This window comes from Dyadobacter subterraneus (assembly GCF_015221875.1).
GTDB lineage: Bacteria > Bacteroidota > Bacteroidia > Cytophagales > Spirosomataceae > Dyadobacter > Dyadobacter subterraneus.
In genome coordinates this window covers 642,290-660,512 of the sequence record NZ_JACYGY010000002.1, presented here as the reverse complement: position 1 = coordinate 660,512, position 18,223 = coordinate 642,290, and the positions used below count along the sequence as shown (strand labels likewise).

Sequence of the window (18,223 nt, the reverse complement as noted above, 5' to 3'; positions counted from 1 at the left end):
CGCTATTAATATTGTCAAAAAGCTTATGCGCCAGGATTATCTGTCCGGAGATAAAGAAAATCTTTCTAATACTGAAAAAGATGTAGAGCGGGCATTACGTCCGCTTTCGTTTGATGATTTTACAGGACAGGAAAAAATTCTTGAAAATCTTAAAATATATGTTCAGGCTGCGAGACAGCGCGGTGATGCCATGGATCATGTGTTGTTACACGGACCTCCGGGTCTTGGAAAAACCACCTTGTCACACATCATCGCGAATGAGCTTGCTGCGGGAATCAAAATAACTTCCGGACCTGTGCTTGACAAGCCAAGCGATCTGGCTGGTTTGTTAACTAATTTGCAGGAACACGATGTTCTTTTTATTGACGAAATCCATCGTCTGAATCCCATTGTGGAGGAATATCTTTATTCTGCAATGGAGGATTATAAAATCGATATCATGCTGGACAGCGGACCAAACGCTCGGAGTATCCAAATCGGCTTGAATCCATTTACACTTATCGGCGCTACAACACGCGCAGGAATGCTGACGTCACCCTTACGAGCCCGTTTTGGTATCAATGCGCGTCTGGAATATTATGATGCCCAACTGCTAAAATCGATCTTAAAACGGTCGGCGGAAATTTTAGGAACACCACTGGAAGATGACGCCGCATTTGAGATTGCCCGGCGCAGCCGCGGTACCCCGCGTATTGCCAATAACCTTCTCAGGCGTACCCGCGATTTTGCACAGGTAAAAGGAAATGGCAGAATCACCGTAGCGATCGCTGAAATGGCGCTTCTGGCACTTGATGTGGATCAGAACGGATTGGACGAAATGGATAATAGGATTCTAAGTACTATTATTGAAAAATTCAAAGGCGGCCCGGTTGGTCTTTCTACAATTGCTACGGCTTGCGGTGAAGAAGCGGAAACAATTGAGGAGGTTTATGAGCCATTTCTGATACAGGAGGGGTATATGAAAAGAACTTCAAGAGGCAGAGAAGTTACCGAAAAAGCATATCGTCATCTGGGTATTTTGCCCAGACACCGTTCAGGCGAACTGTTTTAAATTATAATTTCCCGGAAAGCTGATATTTAGCTATTTACATCTATGTTAAGATAGTGTCAACAAGACAATAATTGAGTTAATGGCATTGTATTTTCTTTAAAAATTGCGTACTTTTGCGTGAAATTTTGTGTCACTGCTGGTATGATAGAAAGTATTGTTGCTGTAAAGTTGGTTGTGCGGGTGCCTTGTGCGATAATTGAACATGATGGAAAAGTCTTGGCAGGACAGCGTAGCGCGGCACTTTCGTTTCCGCTTCAATGGGAATTTCCCGGAGGAAAACAAGAGGAAAACGAAACTGACGAAGAAACCCTCTTTCGCGAAATTCGTGAAGAGCTTGATGTTGATATTGAAATAATTCAAAAATTGCCGGTTACCACAAAAGACCAGGGCTGGAGAGAAATTATCCTTGTACCTTTCGTTTGTAAACTTAGTACTTTTGCAATGACACTATCCGAGCATGAGCAAATCATGTGGCTTGACCCACAAGATTTGCTGTCGTTAAATTGGACGGTTGGTGATCTTGATATAATTAAAAGCTACTATACTTACCTAGCGGGAAAATAATAATCTCTTTCCTTTTACGGTTTCGTCAAAATTTCCGTTTTCATAAGCCAAATGACCAGACACGAATGTGTGCGTTATTTGAGACTGAAAATTGGTCCCTTCAAATGGCGACCAGGCGCATTTTGAATAAAGATTTGACTTTTCTACCATAGTCTTTCCGTCAAGATCCACAAGAACCAGATCAGCCCAGTAACCTTCACGAATATATCCTCTGTCCGCAATTTGAAAACAGTCGGCTACGGCATGGCTCATTTTTTCAGCGACTCTTTCCAACGGAATTTTTCCCTTTTTTACGAATTCCAGCATCACATTTAATGTATGCTGAATCAGGGGCAAACCCGAAGGTGCCTGCCAGTAAGGAAGTGCTTTTTCTTCAATGGTATGCGGTGCATGATCAGTCGCAATGACATCAATCCTGTTATCCAAAACGGCCTGTAAAATCGCTTCTTTGTGATGTGGCGCCTTAATAGCCGGATTGCATTTTATTTTATTTCCAAGCGTATGATAATCTTCCGCATCAAACCATAAATGATGCACACAGGCTTCCGAGGTAACCAGTTTTGGAGATCCGTCAGCCAAAAGTATTTTGCCATTTTTACGCTCTCCTACTTCAAAAAGCGAAACTTCATTACCCGTTGAAATATGAAGAATATGTAATCTTGTTTTATGTTTATGCGCCAATCCGCTCGCAAAAGTGGATGAAATCAGACACGCTTCTTCATTTCTGACCAGTGCATGAATGTCGTAAGGAACATTATCTCCATATTTTTCTTTGAAGAACTCCATACGCTGGCGAACCGTTGCTTCATCTTCACAATGTGTCGCGATTAACATGGGCACATTAGCAAATAGCTTTTCCAGAACATCCGGCGCGTCTACGAGCATATTTCCGGTAGAAGAGCCCATAAAAATCTTGATTCCGCAAACCTGCGTGGGATCCGTACGCATTACCTCGTCATAGTTGGTATTGGAACCACCCATAAAAAAGGAATAATTAGCCAGAGAACTTTTTTCTGCAATGTCATACTTATCCTGCAACAAATGCTGAGTAAGCGCATTTGGAACTGTGTTTGGCATTTCCATAAATGACGTTACGCCACCCGCAACTCCGGCACGCGCTTCGGAATGAATATCAGCTTTATAGGTTAAGCCCGGTTCTCTGAAATGCACCTGATCATCAATAACACCAGGAAGCAAATAAGTCCCTTTGGCGTCGATAACGCGGTCAGCAGGAAGATTTTGCAAATCTTTTGCAATGCGTTGGATGTGACCATCAACAATATATACGTCAGATTCCTGGATTGTATTTTCATTCACAATCCGGGCATTCAGAATAAGAGTTTTCATTTCTTGACTAAATAAATAATTGAAACACTGAAATCGCTGCTATTTCTTGAAAAGGTAAAGTTAAGAATGTCTGCGTTGCGAGCTATATAATTCAATCATTCTAAATTATTCTTTCATTCAAAATTCCCTATGAAATCTCTCTGGTTTGATTTCGTTGACCTGATTTTTCCCAGATGCTGCGAAGCTTGTGACAAAGGATTGGTTGGTAATGAAGAAATTATTTGTACTTCATGCCGAATTGCTTTGCCAAGAATTGAACAGGATAGTGTTTTTAGCGATACGGTGAGGCAAAAATTTGTCAATGTACACGAAGTAGCCAGCACGCATTCCTTTCTGTTATTTACCAAAAAAGGTAAAGTGCAAAAATTGCTGCATGCGCTGAAATATCGTGGAAAATCCGAAGTTGGGATTTTACTTGGTTTTATGTTCGGACAGGAAATGATGGCAAATGGAAATTTACCAGAGGCGGATCTGATTGTCACAGTTCCTTTACACAAGAAAAAAATGAAAATCCGGGGTTATAACCAGAGTGATAAACTGGCCGAAGGGTTTTCAAATGCTACGAATATTCCATGGTCCGGGAAAGTTTTGGAGAGAACAAAATTTACGGAAACGCAAACTGGAAAAACTAGAAATGAACGCTGGGAAAATGTGAAAGGCGTGTTTAAGGTCAGTGAAAATGTGGAAGGAAAAACTTTAATTATTATTGACGATATTTTAACAACCGGTGCAACTCTGGAAGCTTGTATAGAAGTTTTGAAAAATGAAGGATATGAAAAATTCTATATTTTAACCATCGCTTCTGCTCAGCATTAATGATGATTAGCACAAAAAAATGAGAGGATCAGGTTTTAAACCTGATCCTCTCATTTTTACTTTTATAAATTTATTCTAAAAGAATCTTATTTACGGCTACCAGTAGCGATCATGGCGCAACGGAAGCCCACTGATGCAGTAGCAGAATCCTGATCCATGTAACGACGTGTTCCTGGTGATAACCAATAAGCTACGTCAGACCATGAACCGCCTTTGTAAACACGAAGGTTATCGTTGATCAAAGAGTTACTGTTTTTGTTATCGTAGTTTTTCGCATCATCCTGATATCCATCGCGACGGAATGCATTCAAATCATTCATGTCATTGTTGGAAAGCGGACGATAAACGTCATAAACCCACTCGCTAACGTTTCCAGCCATATCATAAAGACCGTTGTCATTAGGAGGATATGAACGAATTTCCTGAGTAATGATCGCACCGTCATTTGATTTTCCTGCGATACCTGCATAATCCCCAGGTCCGCGTTTGAAGTTGGCAAGCATAGTTCCTTGTTTACGGCCTCGAGGCTGACGCATCGTAGAACCATCCCAAGGGTAAATACGCTGGTTAGATTGATTTTCGTCAGCATACTGCGTACCGATCATCGCAATGGCAGCATATTCAAATTCTGCTTCGGTTGGAAGACGGTAAGGAGGCATTACGTAACCGCTCTCAATTCTAAGTTGGGTAGGTTCCGCAGATGCAACCGCTTCTGCTTCCGCAGCGTTGGCAGCTTTTTTCTTCTTGCCAATAGCAAATCCTTTTTTCTTCTGACCTGCTTTGTTACCAATTGCAGTATTGCTTTTACTTACAGCAGCAGTTCTCCATGCGCAATAGTCATTAGCCTGTACCCACGATACACCTACAACAGGGTACAAACGGAAACCAGGGTGACGAAGATACATGGTTACATATGAATCATTGAACGACAATTCATTATACCAAACAGCTGTGTCGGGTAAGGCTTTGCTGTAAAATTCTTCCGAAGAATCTTTTTGCACAGCATTTAAATATTCAAGATAGTGAACGTTGGCAACTTCAGTCTGGTCCATGTAGAACGATTGGATACTTACCGTACGTTTTGGGTTATCACGTCTGTTCATGACATCTTCTTCCAAAGATCCCATGGTAAAACGTCCTCCTTCGATATAAACCAAGTCAGGACCAGCAGGTAATGCTTTGTATTGTTTAACCTGATAGCCATCCTTGCCATTATACGCCAAGCCTGTTTTTGAACTGGTTTTCCCAGGTTTCAAACTCGTTGGTCTTTTTTTCTTACTACAGGAAGTAGCCGCTAATAACACAATCAGTATCAACGCGATCGACCGGATACCCATCTTATGCATGCAAATCATTGCTTTAAAGTGACTTAGAGTGTTTGGTATTTAATAGTATGCGAAACTGCAAATGTATGAAATCAATCGAACTTATTTGCTAAAAATCATTTATTGGCACATTTCAACTAAAATCTTCTGTGCCTGGTCGATACTTGTTACATTTTCACAAGTCAGAATAAGTTTCCCTTTCTGGTCTTTCAATGAACTTTGTTTTGGATGTAACTTAATGTAATCAATGACTTTACCGAATCTTGGCGACTGAAAAAATTCGTCGTTCTGCGAAGTAACGAAGTATCCTTTCAATGTATTGCTTTTCAAAGTTAATTTTTCGAAATACAAACCTTCAGCTTCCCAACGCAAACGAACCGTTTTCAATAAATCCTCGACTTCTTTTGGCAACGGTCCGAAACGGTCCGCTACCTCCTTCTCGAAACCAATCAGTTCCTCGTTCGTTTTCATATCGTCAAGACGCGTATATAACGAAAGTCTTTCTGAAATATTTTTAACGTACGTTTCAGGAATTAAAGTAGCAAAATCCGTCTCGATCTGACAATCCGGCAATAATTTTGCAGGCAATCCCAAAGCGGATGAAAACAGATCTTTGAACTCATTATTTTTAAGTTCTGCAACCGCTTCGTCCAACATTTTGTGATACAATTCATAACCTAGGTCATTCACAAAACCGCTTTGTTCTGCACCCAGTAAATTTCCGGCACCACGAATATCAAGATCGCGCATCGCCACTTTAAATCCGTCACCCAGTTCAGAAAATTCTTCCAAAGTCTGAAGACGTTTTCTGGAATCACTGGCTAAGGTAGACGCGTTTGGTGTTAATAAGTAACAGAATGCTTTTCTGTTGGAACGCCCTACCCGGCCACGCATCTGGTGCAGATCCGATAATCCGAACATATGCGCTGAGTTGATAATGATCGTATTCGCATTGGCAATATCAATTCCGGATTCAATAATATTGGTTGAAACCAGAATGTCATATTCGCCTTCAATAAAATCAACCATTACTTTTTCAAGCTTGTCGCCATCCATTTGTCCGTGCGCTACACCGATTCTCACTTCCGGAACCAGACGCATAATAATGTTGGCAATCGATTCAATATCATTTACGCGGTTATGAACAAAGAAAACCTGTCCGCCACGCTGCACTTCAAAACTTATTGCATCACGGATAAATTCTTCGCTGAATGAATGAACTTCGGTCGTAACCGGCTGGCGGTTTGGCGGTGGTGTTGCGATTACTGAAAGATCTCTTGCGCCCATCAAAGAAAAATGCAGTGTTCTTGGAATCGGTGTGGCCGTTAATGTCAAAACATCCACATTCACGCGCATTTCCTTCAATCTGTCTTTTGCTTTAACACCAAATTTCTGCTCTTCATCGACAATCAAAAGACCCAGATCTTTGAATTGTACATCCTTATTTAAAATACGGTGCGTACCAATCAGAATATCAATTTTTCCTTCGGCAGCCTCTTTCAGTGTTTCCTTAATTTGTTTTGGCGATTTAAAGCGGTTGATATAACCTACTTTTGCCGGGAAATCTGACAAACGTTCGCTGAAAGTTTTGAAATGCTGCATCGCCAAAATTGTCGTTGGTACCAGCACAGCAACTTGTTTACTATCACAAACAGCCTTAAAAGCCGCCCGAATCGCTACTTCAGTTTTCCCAAAACCAACATCACCACAAACCAGACGATCCATCGGGTGACCTTTTTCCATATCATCTTTTACGCTGGCAATGGCCGTAGCCTGATCCGGCGTATCTTCATATAAGAAAGAAGATTCAAGTTCAGCCTGCATGTAATTGTCAGGAGAAAACTGGAAACCTGGTGCCTGACGACGTTTTGCATAAAGCGCAATCAGTTCGTGAGCAATATCTTTAAGCTGTTTTTTTACTTTGGATTTTTTCGCTTCCCATTCTCCAGAACCCAACTTACTCATCGCTGGCGGCGTTCCTTCTTTGCCGGTATATTTGGCGATTTTGTGCAGGTTATGCACACTCACATAAAGCAAATCATTATCACGGTAAATCAAGCGGATTGCTTCCTGTTCTTTTCCGTTCACATCTTTCCGCTCCATACCGGCAAAACGGCCGATACCATAATCCACGTGGGTTACGAAATCACCCGGATGAAGCGATTTCAATTCTTTCAGCGTAATCGCTTTCGACTTGCTGAATTTTTCTTTTAAACGATATTTATGAAAACGGGCGAAAATCTGGTGATCTGTATAACAGGCCACTTTCAGGTTTTCGTCAATAAAACCTTCCCGAAGCGAAATATTCGGCATCGGCTGAAATTTCACAAACGGATCAAGATCTTCGAAAATCCTTTCCAGACGATCCAGCTGTTTTGGTTGTTCGGCAACGATTACATTGACGAAACCTTTGGACTGATTTTCTGAAAGATCATCTAATAGTCGCTTAAAGTCCTTATTAAAAGATGGTTGCGGTTTGGAAGAATAGGGGAGTTTGCTTTCAGTTTTAAAATAAAACCTGCGCCCGAATTCTACCGTTTTGAATTTTTTAACCTGATTTAAAAATCCACGTCTTGTTTCAAACAAATCTGCCGGATTTGAAACGATCTGAACACCGCCGCTAGTCACTTCCTGCAATGCTTTCTCCGCTTTTTCAAAACAGCTTTCGATCACTTCAAGCGTTAATTCGGCATCTTTAAACCACAAAACTGAATCACTATCCAGAAAATCCATAAATGATTCTCTGGTTTCATGAATAAGTTTTTGCTGAATATCAGGGACAATATTAATTTGTTTGGCAGTTTCAATCGAAAGCTGCGTATCAGGATCAAAAGAACGGATACTTTCCACCTCATCACCAAAAAGCTCGATACGGAACGGGTGTTCGCTTGCAAAAGAGAAAACGTCCAGAATACCACCACGCACGGAAAACTGGCCGGCTTCGAAAACAAAGTCGGTAATTTCAAAACCATAACTGGTCAGGAATTCTGTCAAAAATGACGGATCCAGCTTCTCGCCTACTTTCACAGAAAAAGTGTTGGCAATCAACGATCTTTTGTTGATAACTTTTTCAAAAAGTGCTTCCGGATACGTTACAATCTGAAAAGGTCCGGGTTTGGCAACATTCAGTTTGTTCAGAATTTCTCCACGCATCAGAACGTTGGCATTATCAACTTCTTCATAATGGTAAGGGCGTTTGTAAGATGTCGGATAATATAAAACTTCCGTTTTACCCAGCAAATTCTGCAAGTCATTTTGAAAATAAGCAGCCTCTTCACGATCGCTCAAAATATATAAGGCCGGACTTTTCTTTTTCTGCTGAATAGCCGCCGCAATCACCGCATCCAGACTGCCGACTAATCCTTTGATCTGGATATGTGCAGCATCTTCTTTTTTCGAGGCAATTTGTGAAATGAACAGATCCAGATAACTGTCACCTCCGTATAGCGTCAATAAATCTTTTACTTCCAAAAGTATATCTTAATTATTAGAGGAAATTTCCCCGGTTTTATAAACTATATCAAACACAAAAAGCCGTTCCAGGGATTTTCCCGGTCGGCTTAAATGATAACAACAGTTTTTCTACTTTTGTTGATACCATTGATTACTTTACAAAAATAACTGGTAAATAGATAGCATTTGTAACGAATGTATTAATTGTATAAAATGATCGACTGGCTTAATCAATCCATAACTTTCGCAGGCATAGCCACAACGGTTCTTGAAATACTCGGTTTTTTGACGGGCGCAATCTGCGTTTATCTCAATACCCGGCAAAATGTTCTGGGCTGGTTTTTCGGAATTATTAATGCCGTACTTTATGTGATCGTTTTCTGGCAGGTTAAGTTATATGCCGATATGAGTTTGCAGGGTTACTATTTTTTTACCAGTATTTATGGCTGGTGGATGTGGTTATATGGCGGCAAAAGTCATGATGGTATTTCGGTAAGTAATACGCCGACAAAACTTTACATAATTTTTGCCCTGATCTTTTTCGCAGCAACATTACTTTGGGGATTTCTTCTGGGCCGTTTTACCAACGCAAGTTTTACTTATGTCGATTCTGCATTAACCATTGCAAGTTTAATTGCACAATGGATGATGGTGCGGAAATATCTGGAAAACTGGATCGTGTGGATTGTGGCTGACGCCTGTTATACGATTATGTATTTCTACAAAGATTTATACCTCACAGCCATTTTATATGCCGTTTTTCTGGCATTAGCTGTTTTGGGATATATTCAGTGGAAAAGAGATATGAAGAAACTGGCGGCTGCCAATGTTTAACAATCACCAAATGGGATTTCCTGTTCTTCAAGAATGGTTCTGATTCTTGGAGAGTCTTCAAAAATAATCCTCAGCTCTTTTTTAGCCACATCTTCTTCCTCATCCATCCATTTCCAATCTTCCGCTGTGGCGTCAAAAATGTCAATAAGCGCAAGGATTTTGTCGTCTGTTTTTTCTTTTGAAAGCCAGTCGTTGGAATTTGTGATGTGTAAAATCACTTTTTCTTCTGTGATCCATTCCAGATCGTTCAGCATTTCATCCAGCGCATCAAGGTTTTTTCCGGAGTAATCAGGAAAATTAAGCGCTTCACCAATTTGCTCATGGAAATCTTTCAAAGAAGTCGCTTTTTGCCCATCAATTTTAGCAATAAATGCGCCCAGAAATGATTTACGCAGATCTGTGTCTTTTTTGGCAAGAAGAAAATGTGTGTTTTTCATGGTGTTAATTCTGATCAAATCAGCTGTAAAAGTAAAAGATGTGCAAAGATAAAAACCTGCCGGGGAAACTTATTCGATTTCAATAAAAGAATCATAATGATCACGGGTATACCAGGCGCGTTTGTTTTCACTGGTGATCAGGCGCTCGGCTCCGCGGTTTTTTCCTTTTTTCTTGGGGTTAACGTCCCATTCCTGGTATTGCATCGGATTTCCGGCATCGTCTTTTATGGGTAAATGTTTTTCAAAATTCCCAAATTTTCTTCCTCCCTGATAGCCTTCCGGTGCACGGCCATTCTCGCGGACATATGCCAAAACATTCAGAACTTTCTGAGGAATAGCGCCTTGCTGATTTTTATTTAAAAGCGATTTATCCGATTTCCGGGTAAGTTTTAACGGTTTTTTAGGATTAGCTTCTGTCTGCTCCGATTTTTGAGGAGTTTCCTGTGCAGCATTATTTCCATTACCTGAACAGGCAACGGCTAATAAAGTGGCAAGAATAAAAACAGTTTTTTTAAGCCAGGAAAAAATCGGTGTGTATGGAATTTTGGAAAACATATTAATCTTAGAAATAATAAAAATACTTTTTACATAAAGAACCTCATCGTGCAAACAATGAGGTTCTTATCATTTAAATCATTTTTGATTTTTTTAATTCAATGAAAACATGGGCAGCCTAAGCGCGACAACATTATTAAACATCAGTTTACAAATTGTCGGGTCCATGAAATCAATTAACGGAAATTCTGAAACAAGTGACATTACCTCGAATTCACTATCCGCTCTTACAACGCACCAAAGCTTTAACCGATCTTCTGATAAAGCATAAGACATCAACCGTCCCTGCTCCATTAATTCATTGATTTTTTTTCTCTGCGCCGGTATTTTTTCAGTGTATTCTTCCGTCATAACAGCCGGAAGTTGGATTTCAACCATATATTGACTCATGAGCGAAAGAGGTTAGGTACGTGAAAAATCTGTTTTTTACTCTTATAAAAGGATATGCGTAATGTAATAGTTCCTCTAACAGGTTTGAGCGGCTATTGTTTAACGCATATTAACACAACGGTTATTGATCATTTTTTAAAGCGATCTTCTCCGGCTATATCGTTTGAACTTAGGTAAGTTAAAAAAAGTTTTAATTATTTAAACGTCTGTTACAACCATTTTTTAAATAACCGTGTCAATGTATTGAACAGCTGGCAGATTATTTATTCTGGAAGAATAGAGAAACAGGTTTAACAACGAAATTATCCTTATTTATAAGGAATATATAAATAAAAACCGAAAGTAGCACCCCTTAAACTTCGGATGACTTTTAACGAACAGGAATTGGTGATTGGCTGTCAACAGCGCAACCGTGTCGCCCAAAAACAGCTATATGATGTTTTTGGCGGCAAATTGTTTGCTATATGCCTGCGTTACACCAAAAACCGTGATGATGCCGAAGATGTTTTACAAGATGCTTTTATAAAGATTTATGAGAATATAGGTACGTTTCGAAATGATAGTCCGCTTGAATACTGGCTGCGTTCCATCGCGGTCAATACGGCGTTAAACCATTTGAGACAACATAAATATTTGAAGCAGCTCGACGATATTGATACGCATGAAAATGGCTTGGCTGGTAAGGAATTAACCCTGGCAGATTTTCAGTGGCAGCAGCTGCTGGAATTTATAAAGGAATTGCCTATCGGCTGTCAGACAATTTTTAATCTGTACGCCATTGAAGGATATCAGCATAATGAAATAGCCCAGAAATTAGGTATATCTGAAGGAACCTCGAAATCGCAATATTCGCGGGCCCGTACGCTTCTTCAGGAAAAATTGAACAAAGAAACAAGATTTGATGATGGATCCGTCCAAACAAAATAGCTTTGATGAGCAATGGAAAAAGGCATTTCAGGAAGCTTCTGAAACGCCTCCTCTATCTGCCTGGGAAGGCATAGAGGCTCGTCTTGACGAAGAGGAAAAAGAAAAGGTGATTCCAATTTGGTGGAAAACACCTCAATATTGGTATGCCGCTGCGTCAGTAGCTGCATTGCTAATGGTTGGTATAGCACTTTGGGATGGCTCTTACGATGTAAAAAATAACAAGGCGGAAACACAAATTGCGTCGACTGAAAAACCGGCCACGGATTCCTCCAATGCAAATAACAAAGAAGATAAAAATATTGCTTCAACGCACAAACAAGCTGAAAAAGAGCAAATTGTAAATTCCGAAAACGCTATTGCAAGTGTTGAAAGAAGTGAGAAATTGACTGGAAAGGTTAATGTTTCAAAAAATATAAAGGAAACATTGGCTGAACAGAAGTCTGCATTTGGTGCAGAAAAAAATCCCGTTTTGCCTCCGGTTGAAAATGATATTGCTGTGGTATCAGGATTTAATAAAATGGAAAAATCATTTATAACAAGTGATTTAACTAAAACAAAAGAAATGCCTGTTTCAGGTAATGATTTGGCAAAATCTTATGTAACACAAAATCTGGATGCAACAAGCCGTATTCTGGCAGAATCTTTAACGCCAATCGGATATAAGGATCTGGATGTTTATGTGCAGAAAAGGTATGTGTTCTTTAAGCCGGATCCGATGGCCGAAAGTAAACTTCCTAAAAAAGAAAAAAAGAAACAGGAATACTGGGCTGACTTAAATGTGATGCCCGCAAGTTTTAATCCTAATATAAACGTAACAAATGCACCAAGTGCTTACGCATCGGCGAATGCCTCTCGGCAATCGTTGTCGGGAAACAGCCGTTCTGGGGCGTCTTATGCTATTCAAACACAGGGCGCTAAACGTCTTTCAAAACATTGGTCGGTAGAAACGGGACTGAATTATTTACAGGGAAATTCAACTTATGAAGGTGGAGGATACTTATTAAATGCGGTTAACAGCCAGTCGGAAAATGTTTTGCAAAGTGCATTGGCAGATAAAGCGGCTTTGGCAGGCAACAACCCACCAAATTCTCCTATTACTGGCAATAACCCTGCATACTCGGCTGCTTCAAATACGCTCTATATTGATCTGAATAAAGAAGTAACGAATAATTATCGTTTCGTTCAGGTTCCGGTTCAGGCTGGTTTCACCTTGAATCCTGATAAGAAATTAAGCTACTCGGTTGTGGGAGGAATGATGGCTAATTTCTTTATCAACAACGAATTTCAAGCAGCTTCCGGGTCTGTTATCACTACAACTTCGAAGGATGATGTGTATCGCAATTTGAATTATTCAGCAACAACTGGTCTGCGTTTTAATTACAAATTGTCGGCGAGATTAAAAGCGACACTTTCAGGATCGTATCAGAAATCACTGCTTTCAGGTTTTAAAACCAGTGAGTCTTTAGATTCGCATCCATCTTTATATGGTGTTGCGTGGGGCGTAAGATATTCTTTCTAAAAAAAGATTCTTTCCGTTCCAACCATTCAGCAGGAAACTGACTCTTCATAACATAACCCTGTTAAGAAGGTTAAAAAAGCTGAATCATTTGCACGTTTTATTTATTAGCCATGAATAAAATATTACAGATCAAGATATTAATTCCTGTCTTCCTGGCAGGAATTCTTTTAGGGTGCAGTAACGACGAAATTGATACCGGGCCGGGTGAAGTGCATTCGGTTCAAATTCCGGCGCAGATTTCGGCCGGCACAAATGATTTTGCTTTTGATTTTTTCAAAAGCTTACAGGCCTTCGAGCAACCTGATGAAAATTTATTTGTATCCCCACTAAGTCTCCACATCGCGTTAGGCATGTTGCTGAACGGTGCTGAAAATGAAACCGCTACGGAAATTCTTAAAACGCTTAAAATGGAAGGCGTTTCTCAGACAGATCTTAATGAGGCTTACAAAACGCTTTTAGACGACATGCCGGTGGCAGATTCGAAAGTTACGCTGGGACTTGCCAATTCTGTTTGGTATAAAAATACATTTCAGGTAGAAACTGATTTTAAAAATGTGTTGAATCAGTCTTTTAACGCAGAAGTTACCGGATTGGAATTTAACTATGCTGCCAAAGATAAAATCAATCAATGGGCCAGTGACAAAACCAATGGGAAGATCAAAAAAGTACTTGACAAAATCAGCCCGGACGATAGGATGTTTTTACTCAATGCCTTGTATTTTAAAGGTAACTGGGCAAAACAGTTTGATGCGAACAGTACATCTGACAAATTATTTTATCTGAGTAATGGTTTGGCTAAGCATGTCAAGATGATGTCAGTACAAGCTGAACTTGTTGTTAATTATGCTGAAAAATATACGGCGGTAAAACTACCCTATGGAAATGGTCAGTATGAAATGACTATTCTTGTCCCCAAAGAAAACATAGCAATTAATGATGTAATAGATTCCTTTACTTCGGAGGAATGGGCTGGTTTGAGGGCAAATGAATCGAAAGCCCAAGTAGCGGTCGGCTTACCTCGTTTAACGCTAAGTTACGGAAAACGGCTGGATTCAACTTTGAGAGATATGGGAATTAAGAAGGTTTTTACAAAGGAAGCCGATTTGAAGAAAATCAATAAAACAGAAGAAATTGGGGTGGCATTTGTAAGACAGAATACCTATTTAGGGATCGACGAAAAAGGCACAGAAGCAGCTGCGGTTACCACAATCGGGATTGGGCTTACATCAGCCGGACCATCAAAACAAATCATCTGTGACCACCCATTCGGAATTATTATCAACGAAAAAACATCAAATACAATCCTTTTTATGGGAAGAATCATGAATCCGGATAGTAAATAGCTATAGGGCAATCGGCCATCGGCGGTCGGCTTTCAAATGGTAAGCAATTACGATTTGGTAATAGTATGACAGCCGATGTCCGAAGTGATATTTAAGAAAACAAACGTTGGTGTCAATCAACGTTTTCGGGGTGCGTTATCGTCCGTTGGCTTTGCTTGCGGACGATTTTGTTTTTCAGGATTACAACCTTTTTTAAAGCGGACGTGTCTATGATTTTAGTAAGAAAAAGTTTCATTGAATTTTCTCTAACAAATCCCTGCCGTCATGAAAAAACAACTACTTCCGATTTTAATTGTATTGCTGGCCAGCACTTTATGGTCTTGTAACGATCAATGTAAAGAAACCAGAATTACACGGCGTTATACTCCGGTTTCTATTGCGCTTAAAGAAATTCGTAGTAGTGTTAAAGCCGAAGCCCCGCATGAGCTGGAAAGGCCCGGGAAAATTTACGTGAAAGGTAATTATTTGTTTATCAATGAAATAAAACAAGGAATTCATGTGATCAATAACAGCGATCCTGCAAATCCAAGTTTTGTTTCTTTTATCAAAATTCCTGGAAACGGTGATTTGTCTGTTCGAAATAACATTCTGTATGCCGACAGTTATACGGATCTCGTTGCACTGGATATCAGTGATCCGGCCAATCCTACGGAAGTAAGCCGTGTTGAAAATGTTTTTAGAAATGGTCAGTTTGACGGCGCAGCCTGGTATTTGAATCAGATCAACGGAGTAGACAATCTGACGATCCAGGATTATACCATTGATTATGTTACTGAAACGGTAACAACCAGTTGTGAAGAAAATGTAATGCAATACATATATGCCACTTATGACGCGGTCAAATCGGTAAATTTCGGCTCATCTTCGGTTTCTGCGTCTTCCAATGGGCAAGCTGGTTCTATGTCACGTTTTGCGCTTTATGATCAATATTTGTATACAGTCGGACAAGGAAATTTGCGTTTGTTCAACATCTCTAATCCAACAAAACCAACCGATTTTGCTACCGTAAATATTGGCTGGAATGTTGAAACAATATTTCCCTATCAGAAAAAACTGTTTCTGGGCTCCACAACCGGAATGTTTATTTTTGACAATTCTGATCCGGCTTCTCCCAAACAACTTGCTAATTTCCAGCATGGACGAGCGTGCGATCCCGTTGTAGTTCATGATGACATCGCTTATGTAACACTCAGAACAGGCACAGCCTGTGGCGGTGACCAGAATCAGCTTGATTTGGTAGATGTCAGCAACGCATCTTCTCCTACGCTGATCAAATCCTACCAGATGGAAAATCCACATGGATTGAGCATCGACTTCCCAACTTTATATTTATGCGAAGGTGATAAAGGCCTGAAAGTTTTTGATGTTACCGACAAAAATGGTGTTGATCAGCACCTGCTTTCGTTCAAAAAAGACATGCATGCCTACGATGTAATTTCACTTGGCATAACACTTTTACTTATCGGTGACGACGGTTTTTATCAGTACGATGCGAGCGATCCGGCAAATCTTCGTGAGTTAAGTAAAATACCGGTTAAAAAAGCTATGCAATGATTTTAATGGACTATTTTAGTCTGAACAAATCGTGATATCGATTTCTCCCTCAACGCTTTAAAAAACATACAATGAAAATACTTTTTTCATTCTTCGTAGTCATTCTGGCTATTTCGCCTGCTATCGCGCAGGACGAATCTTTTAAAAGGAAATTTGTAAATCATACTGAATTCGGCGGTTTGTTTGGCAGAGTAAAATATGCTGAGAATCCCGGATACGCTTTCTCAGGTAATAAAGTTGATAGCCGGGCAAGTATAACCATTCAAACGTTCAACGGAATTCATCTGACGCCACGGCTGGACGTCGGCGTTACTTTGGGTTTTGATTGGTATAAAGCAGCATTGTTAAATCCGATAGCAGCCGGAATCCGTTACGACGTGACAAAAGGCCCAAAAGTAAGATTGTTTCTTACAGGAGATGCAGGTTACGGATTCAACTGGCTGAACCAGGATTCGGACGGCTATAAAACCAAGGGTGGCTGGATGGTCAATCCCGGAGTTGGGTTACGCATGGGAAAAATTAACAGCTCCTCTTTTACATTTTCTGTAACCTACAAAAGGCAGGAATCATACGCTGATAAACCACTGCTTTACAATCAGACCGTGCGTTATGAAGACAGAGTTTACAATCGCGTAGCAGCGAGAATTGGGATAAGTTTTTAATTGAAATTATTTTTTGTAACAGATTTATAGTCAGATAAAACCGTTTAATAAATAATACTCCGAGCAGATTTGTTTACATTGAGTTACATTTCTTTTTTCATTATATTGAATATGATTTAAAAGAAAAAATTTTCCCCTCTTCTGTCAATACTCAACGTTATGAAAAAAGGATTACTCATCTTATTTCTGGCTATTTTGGCCGGAAATTTCCTGTCGTGCAAGGATAAGTGTAATGAAACGCGGATTGTAGAAAAGCAGGTTCCAATAACCTATCCGCTTTCTGATATGCGCAATAATCTTAAAACGATAGCTGCGCGGGAAATTCATGCTGCCGGAAAAATGGCCGTTAAGGGCCAATATTTATTTATAAATGAGATTGGAGAAGGGATTCATGTTATTGACAACAGCGATCCTGCCAATCCAAGGTTTCTTTCTTTTCTGCAAATTCCTGGTAACGGTGATATCGTAATTTTCAACAATACTTTGTATGCCGATAGCTATTGTGACATGGTTGCCCTTGCTATTAGTGATGTTAACAACATCAAAGAAACTGATCGGTTGAAGCAAATTTTCAGGTCTGGTTGGTTCAACGAAGATAAATGGTCAATTTTAAACGATAGTCTTTTTAAACAAGAATACAAAACTGAGTATGTGACCGAGACAATAGACTGTGAGAATCCTAACATGGTTGATCCGGAGCCGGTCAATTCACTTCGGGAAAGCACCATATCGGGTAATTTCCCAAAAGTATTTTCTAGGTTGAATTTAAATGAAAATGACCTTTTTACGATTGAACCTCTTTCGGGTTTACGTAGATATAGTTTGTCAAATCCGTCTTCGCCTGTCTTTATATCTGCTTTGACAATACCTCAAATGGAATCACCTCTGTTTTGGACTTTTGCAAATCAAAAAGTATTGTATGCTCCTTTTTTTGCACGTACGATTCTTTTCGATCTTTCAAATCCTTCCAGTATACCACAGATTTCCGTTCTGGAAAATCGGGCGCCTTGCGATAAATTTATTTTTGAGGGTCAGATTGCTTATGTTATTTCACAAGGCGGAGGATTTTGCGGAAATCCAGTCAGTAAACTTGATCTTTTGGACATAAGTGATGCAAGTGCTCCAACAATAATAAGTACTTACCCAATGAAAAGCCCTCAGAATCTGGCCATTGATTTTCCATTTTTATATGTCTGTGAAGGGGTAAACGGATTCAAAGTTTTTGATGTAACCGATAAAATGAATGTTGATAAAAACCTGATTACGTCCAATACGGAACTTCATGCAAATGATATTATTCTTTCCGGAAAGGTAGTGATTGTAAATGCGGAAGATGGAATTTATCAGTTTGATGCTACTGATCCGAAAAATTTGAAACAGCTAAGCAAAATCTCTTTTTAAAAGATGGTTTAGTAAGTTAGTTCTTACGTTTGGCAGATTAAACAG

Annotated in this window: 16 protein-coding genes; 10 read left to right on the top strand and 6 right to left on the bottom strand. The window is 39.8% G+C overall.

What is annotated here, in order from left to right; all coding sequences use genetic code 11:
- The first annotated feature begins 25 nt into the window (after positions 1 to 25).
- Positions 26 to 1,051, top strand: coding sequence for a Holliday junction branch migration DNA helicase RuvB (gene ruvB / locus IEE83_RS28150; protein WP_194124085.1), 1,026 nt, complete (start codon positions 26 to 28; stop codon positions 1,049 to 1,051).
- A gap of 117 nt (positions 1,052 to 1,168) precedes the next feature.
- Positions 1,169 to 1,615 carry a (deoxy)nucleoside triphosphate pyrophosphohydrolase gene (locus IEE83_RS28145; RefSeq protein WP_310588604.1) on the top strand — a complete coding sequence of 149 codons (447 nt, stop codon included), beginning with the start codon at positions 1,169 to 1,171 and terminating at the stop codon, positions 1,613 to 1,615.
- Here the strand turns inward: IEE83_RS28145 and IEE83_RS28140 are convergent.
- Positions 1,601 to 2,962: a dihydroorotase gene (locus tag IEE83_RS28140; protein ID WP_194124084.1), complete on the bottom strand. Its 1,362-nt coding sequence runs from the start codon at positions 2,960 to 2,962 to the stop codon at positions 1,601 to 1,603. The two genes, IEE83_RS28145 and IEE83_RS28140, sit on opposite strands and share 15 nt — an antisense overlap.
- Before the next feature lie 129 nt (positions 2,963 to 3,091).
- Here IEE83_RS28140 and IEE83_RS28135 point away from each other — a divergent pair, with 129 nt between their 5' ends.
- Entirely contained in the window at positions 3,092 to 3,778 is a 687-nt protein-coding gene (locus tag IEE83_RS28135) for a ComF family protein (protein ID WP_194124083.1), read from the top strand.
- An 86-nt stretch (positions 3,779 to 3,864) separates the two neighbouring features.
- On the opposite strand, the gene IEE83_RS28130 is transcribed toward IEE83_RS28135, so the two are convergent.
- Together IEE83_RS28130 and mfd are read right to left on the bottom strand one after the other, a co-directional pair.
- Entirely contained in the window at positions 3,865 to 5,124 is a 1,260-nt protein-coding gene (locus IEE83_RS28130; protein WP_194124082.1) for an SUMF1/EgtB/PvdO family nonheme iron enzyme, read from the bottom strand.
- Positions 5,125 to 5,223: 99 nt separating this feature from the next.
- On the bottom strand, positions 5,224 to 8,574 hold the full coding sequence (gene mfd / locus IEE83_RS28125) for a transcription-repair coupling factor (RefSeq protein WP_194124081.1): 3,351 nt from the start codon (positions 8,572 to 8,574) through the stop codon (positions 5,224 to 5,226).
- Positions 8,575 to 8,769: 195 nt separating this feature from the next.
- Between mfd and pnuC the strand changes: the two genes are divergently transcribed.
- Complete coding sequence (gene pnuC, locus IEE83_RS28120) at positions 8,770 to 9,390, top strand: nicotinamide riboside transporter PnuC (protein ID WP_194124080.1); 621 nt, start codon at positions 8,770 to 8,772, stop codon at positions 9,388 to 9,390.
- Here pnuC and IEE83_RS28115 read toward each other — a convergent pair.
- The 3 genes from IEE83_RS28115 to IEE83_RS28105 form a co-directional block, all read right to left on the bottom strand.
- The gene (locus IEE83_RS28115; RefSeq protein WP_194124079.1) at positions 9,387 to 9,827 is read right to left on the bottom strand and encodes a barstar family protein; all 441 of its coding nucleotides are present in this window, start codon (positions 9,825 to 9,827) and stop codon (positions 9,387 to 9,389) included. The two genes, pnuC and IEE83_RS28115, sit on opposite strands and share 4 nt — an antisense overlap.
- A 69-nt stretch (positions 9,828 to 9,896) precedes the next feature.
- Entirely contained in the window at positions 9,897 to 10,382 is a 486-nt protein-coding gene (locus tag IEE83_RS28110; RefSeq protein WP_194124078.1) for a guanyl-specific ribonuclease, read from the bottom strand.
- A gap of 93 nt (positions 10,383 to 10,475) precedes the next feature.
- Complete coding sequence (locus IEE83_RS28105) at positions 10,476 to 10,772, bottom strand: muconolactone Delta-isomerase family protein (protein ID WP_194124077.1); 297 nt, start codon at positions 10,770 to 10,772, stop codon at positions 10,476 to 10,478.
- 363 nt (positions 10,773 to 11,135) lie between these two features.
- On the opposite strand from IEE83_RS28105, the gene IEE83_RS28100 reads away from it, so the two are divergent.
- The 6 genes from IEE83_RS28100 to IEE83_RS28075 all read left to right on the top strand — a co-directional run bounded on the left by IEE83_RS28100 (position 11,136) and on the right by IEE83_RS28075 (position 18,178).
- Positions 11,136 to 11,699 carry an RNA polymerase sigma factor gene (locus IEE83_RS28100; protein WP_194124076.1) on the top strand — a complete coding sequence of 188 codons (564 nt, stop codon included), beginning with the start codon at positions 11,136 to 11,138 and terminating at the stop codon, positions 11,697 to 11,699.
- On the top strand, positions 11,674 to 13,218 hold the full coding sequence (locus IEE83_RS28095) for an outer membrane beta-barrel protein (protein ID WP_194124075.1): 1,545 nt from the start codon (positions 11,674 to 11,676) through the stop codon (positions 13,216 to 13,218). The genes IEE83_RS28100 and IEE83_RS28095 overlap by 26 nt, the downstream gene beginning before the upstream one ends.
- Positions 13,219 to 13,328: 110 nt before the next feature.
- The gene (locus IEE83_RS28090; RefSeq protein ID WP_194124074.1) at positions 13,329 to 14,561 is read left to right on the top strand and encodes a serpin family protein; all 1,233 of its coding nucleotides are present in this window, start codon (positions 13,329 to 13,331) and stop codon (positions 14,559 to 14,561) included.
- Positions 14,562 to 14,825: 264 nt separating this feature from the next.
- Positions 14,826 to 16,115: an LVIVD repeat-containing protein gene (locus tag IEE83_RS28085; RefSeq protein WP_194124073.1), complete on the top strand. Its 1,290-nt coding sequence runs from the start codon at positions 14,826 to 14,828 to the stop codon at positions 16,113 to 16,115.
- Positions 16,116 to 16,186: 71 nt separating this feature from the next.
- Positions 16,187 to 16,777 carry a hypothetical protein gene (locus IEE83_RS28080; RefSeq protein ID WP_194124072.1) on the top strand — a complete coding sequence of 197 codons (591 nt, stop codon included), beginning with the start codon at positions 16,187 to 16,189 and terminating at the stop codon, positions 16,775 to 16,777.
- Between the two features lie 159 nt (positions 16,778 to 16,936).
- Entirely contained in the window at positions 16,937 to 18,178 is a 1,242-nt protein-coding gene (locus IEE83_RS28075) for an LVIVD repeat-containing protein (protein ID WP_194124071.1), read from the top strand.
- Positions 18,179 to 18,223: the final 45 nt, after the last annotated feature.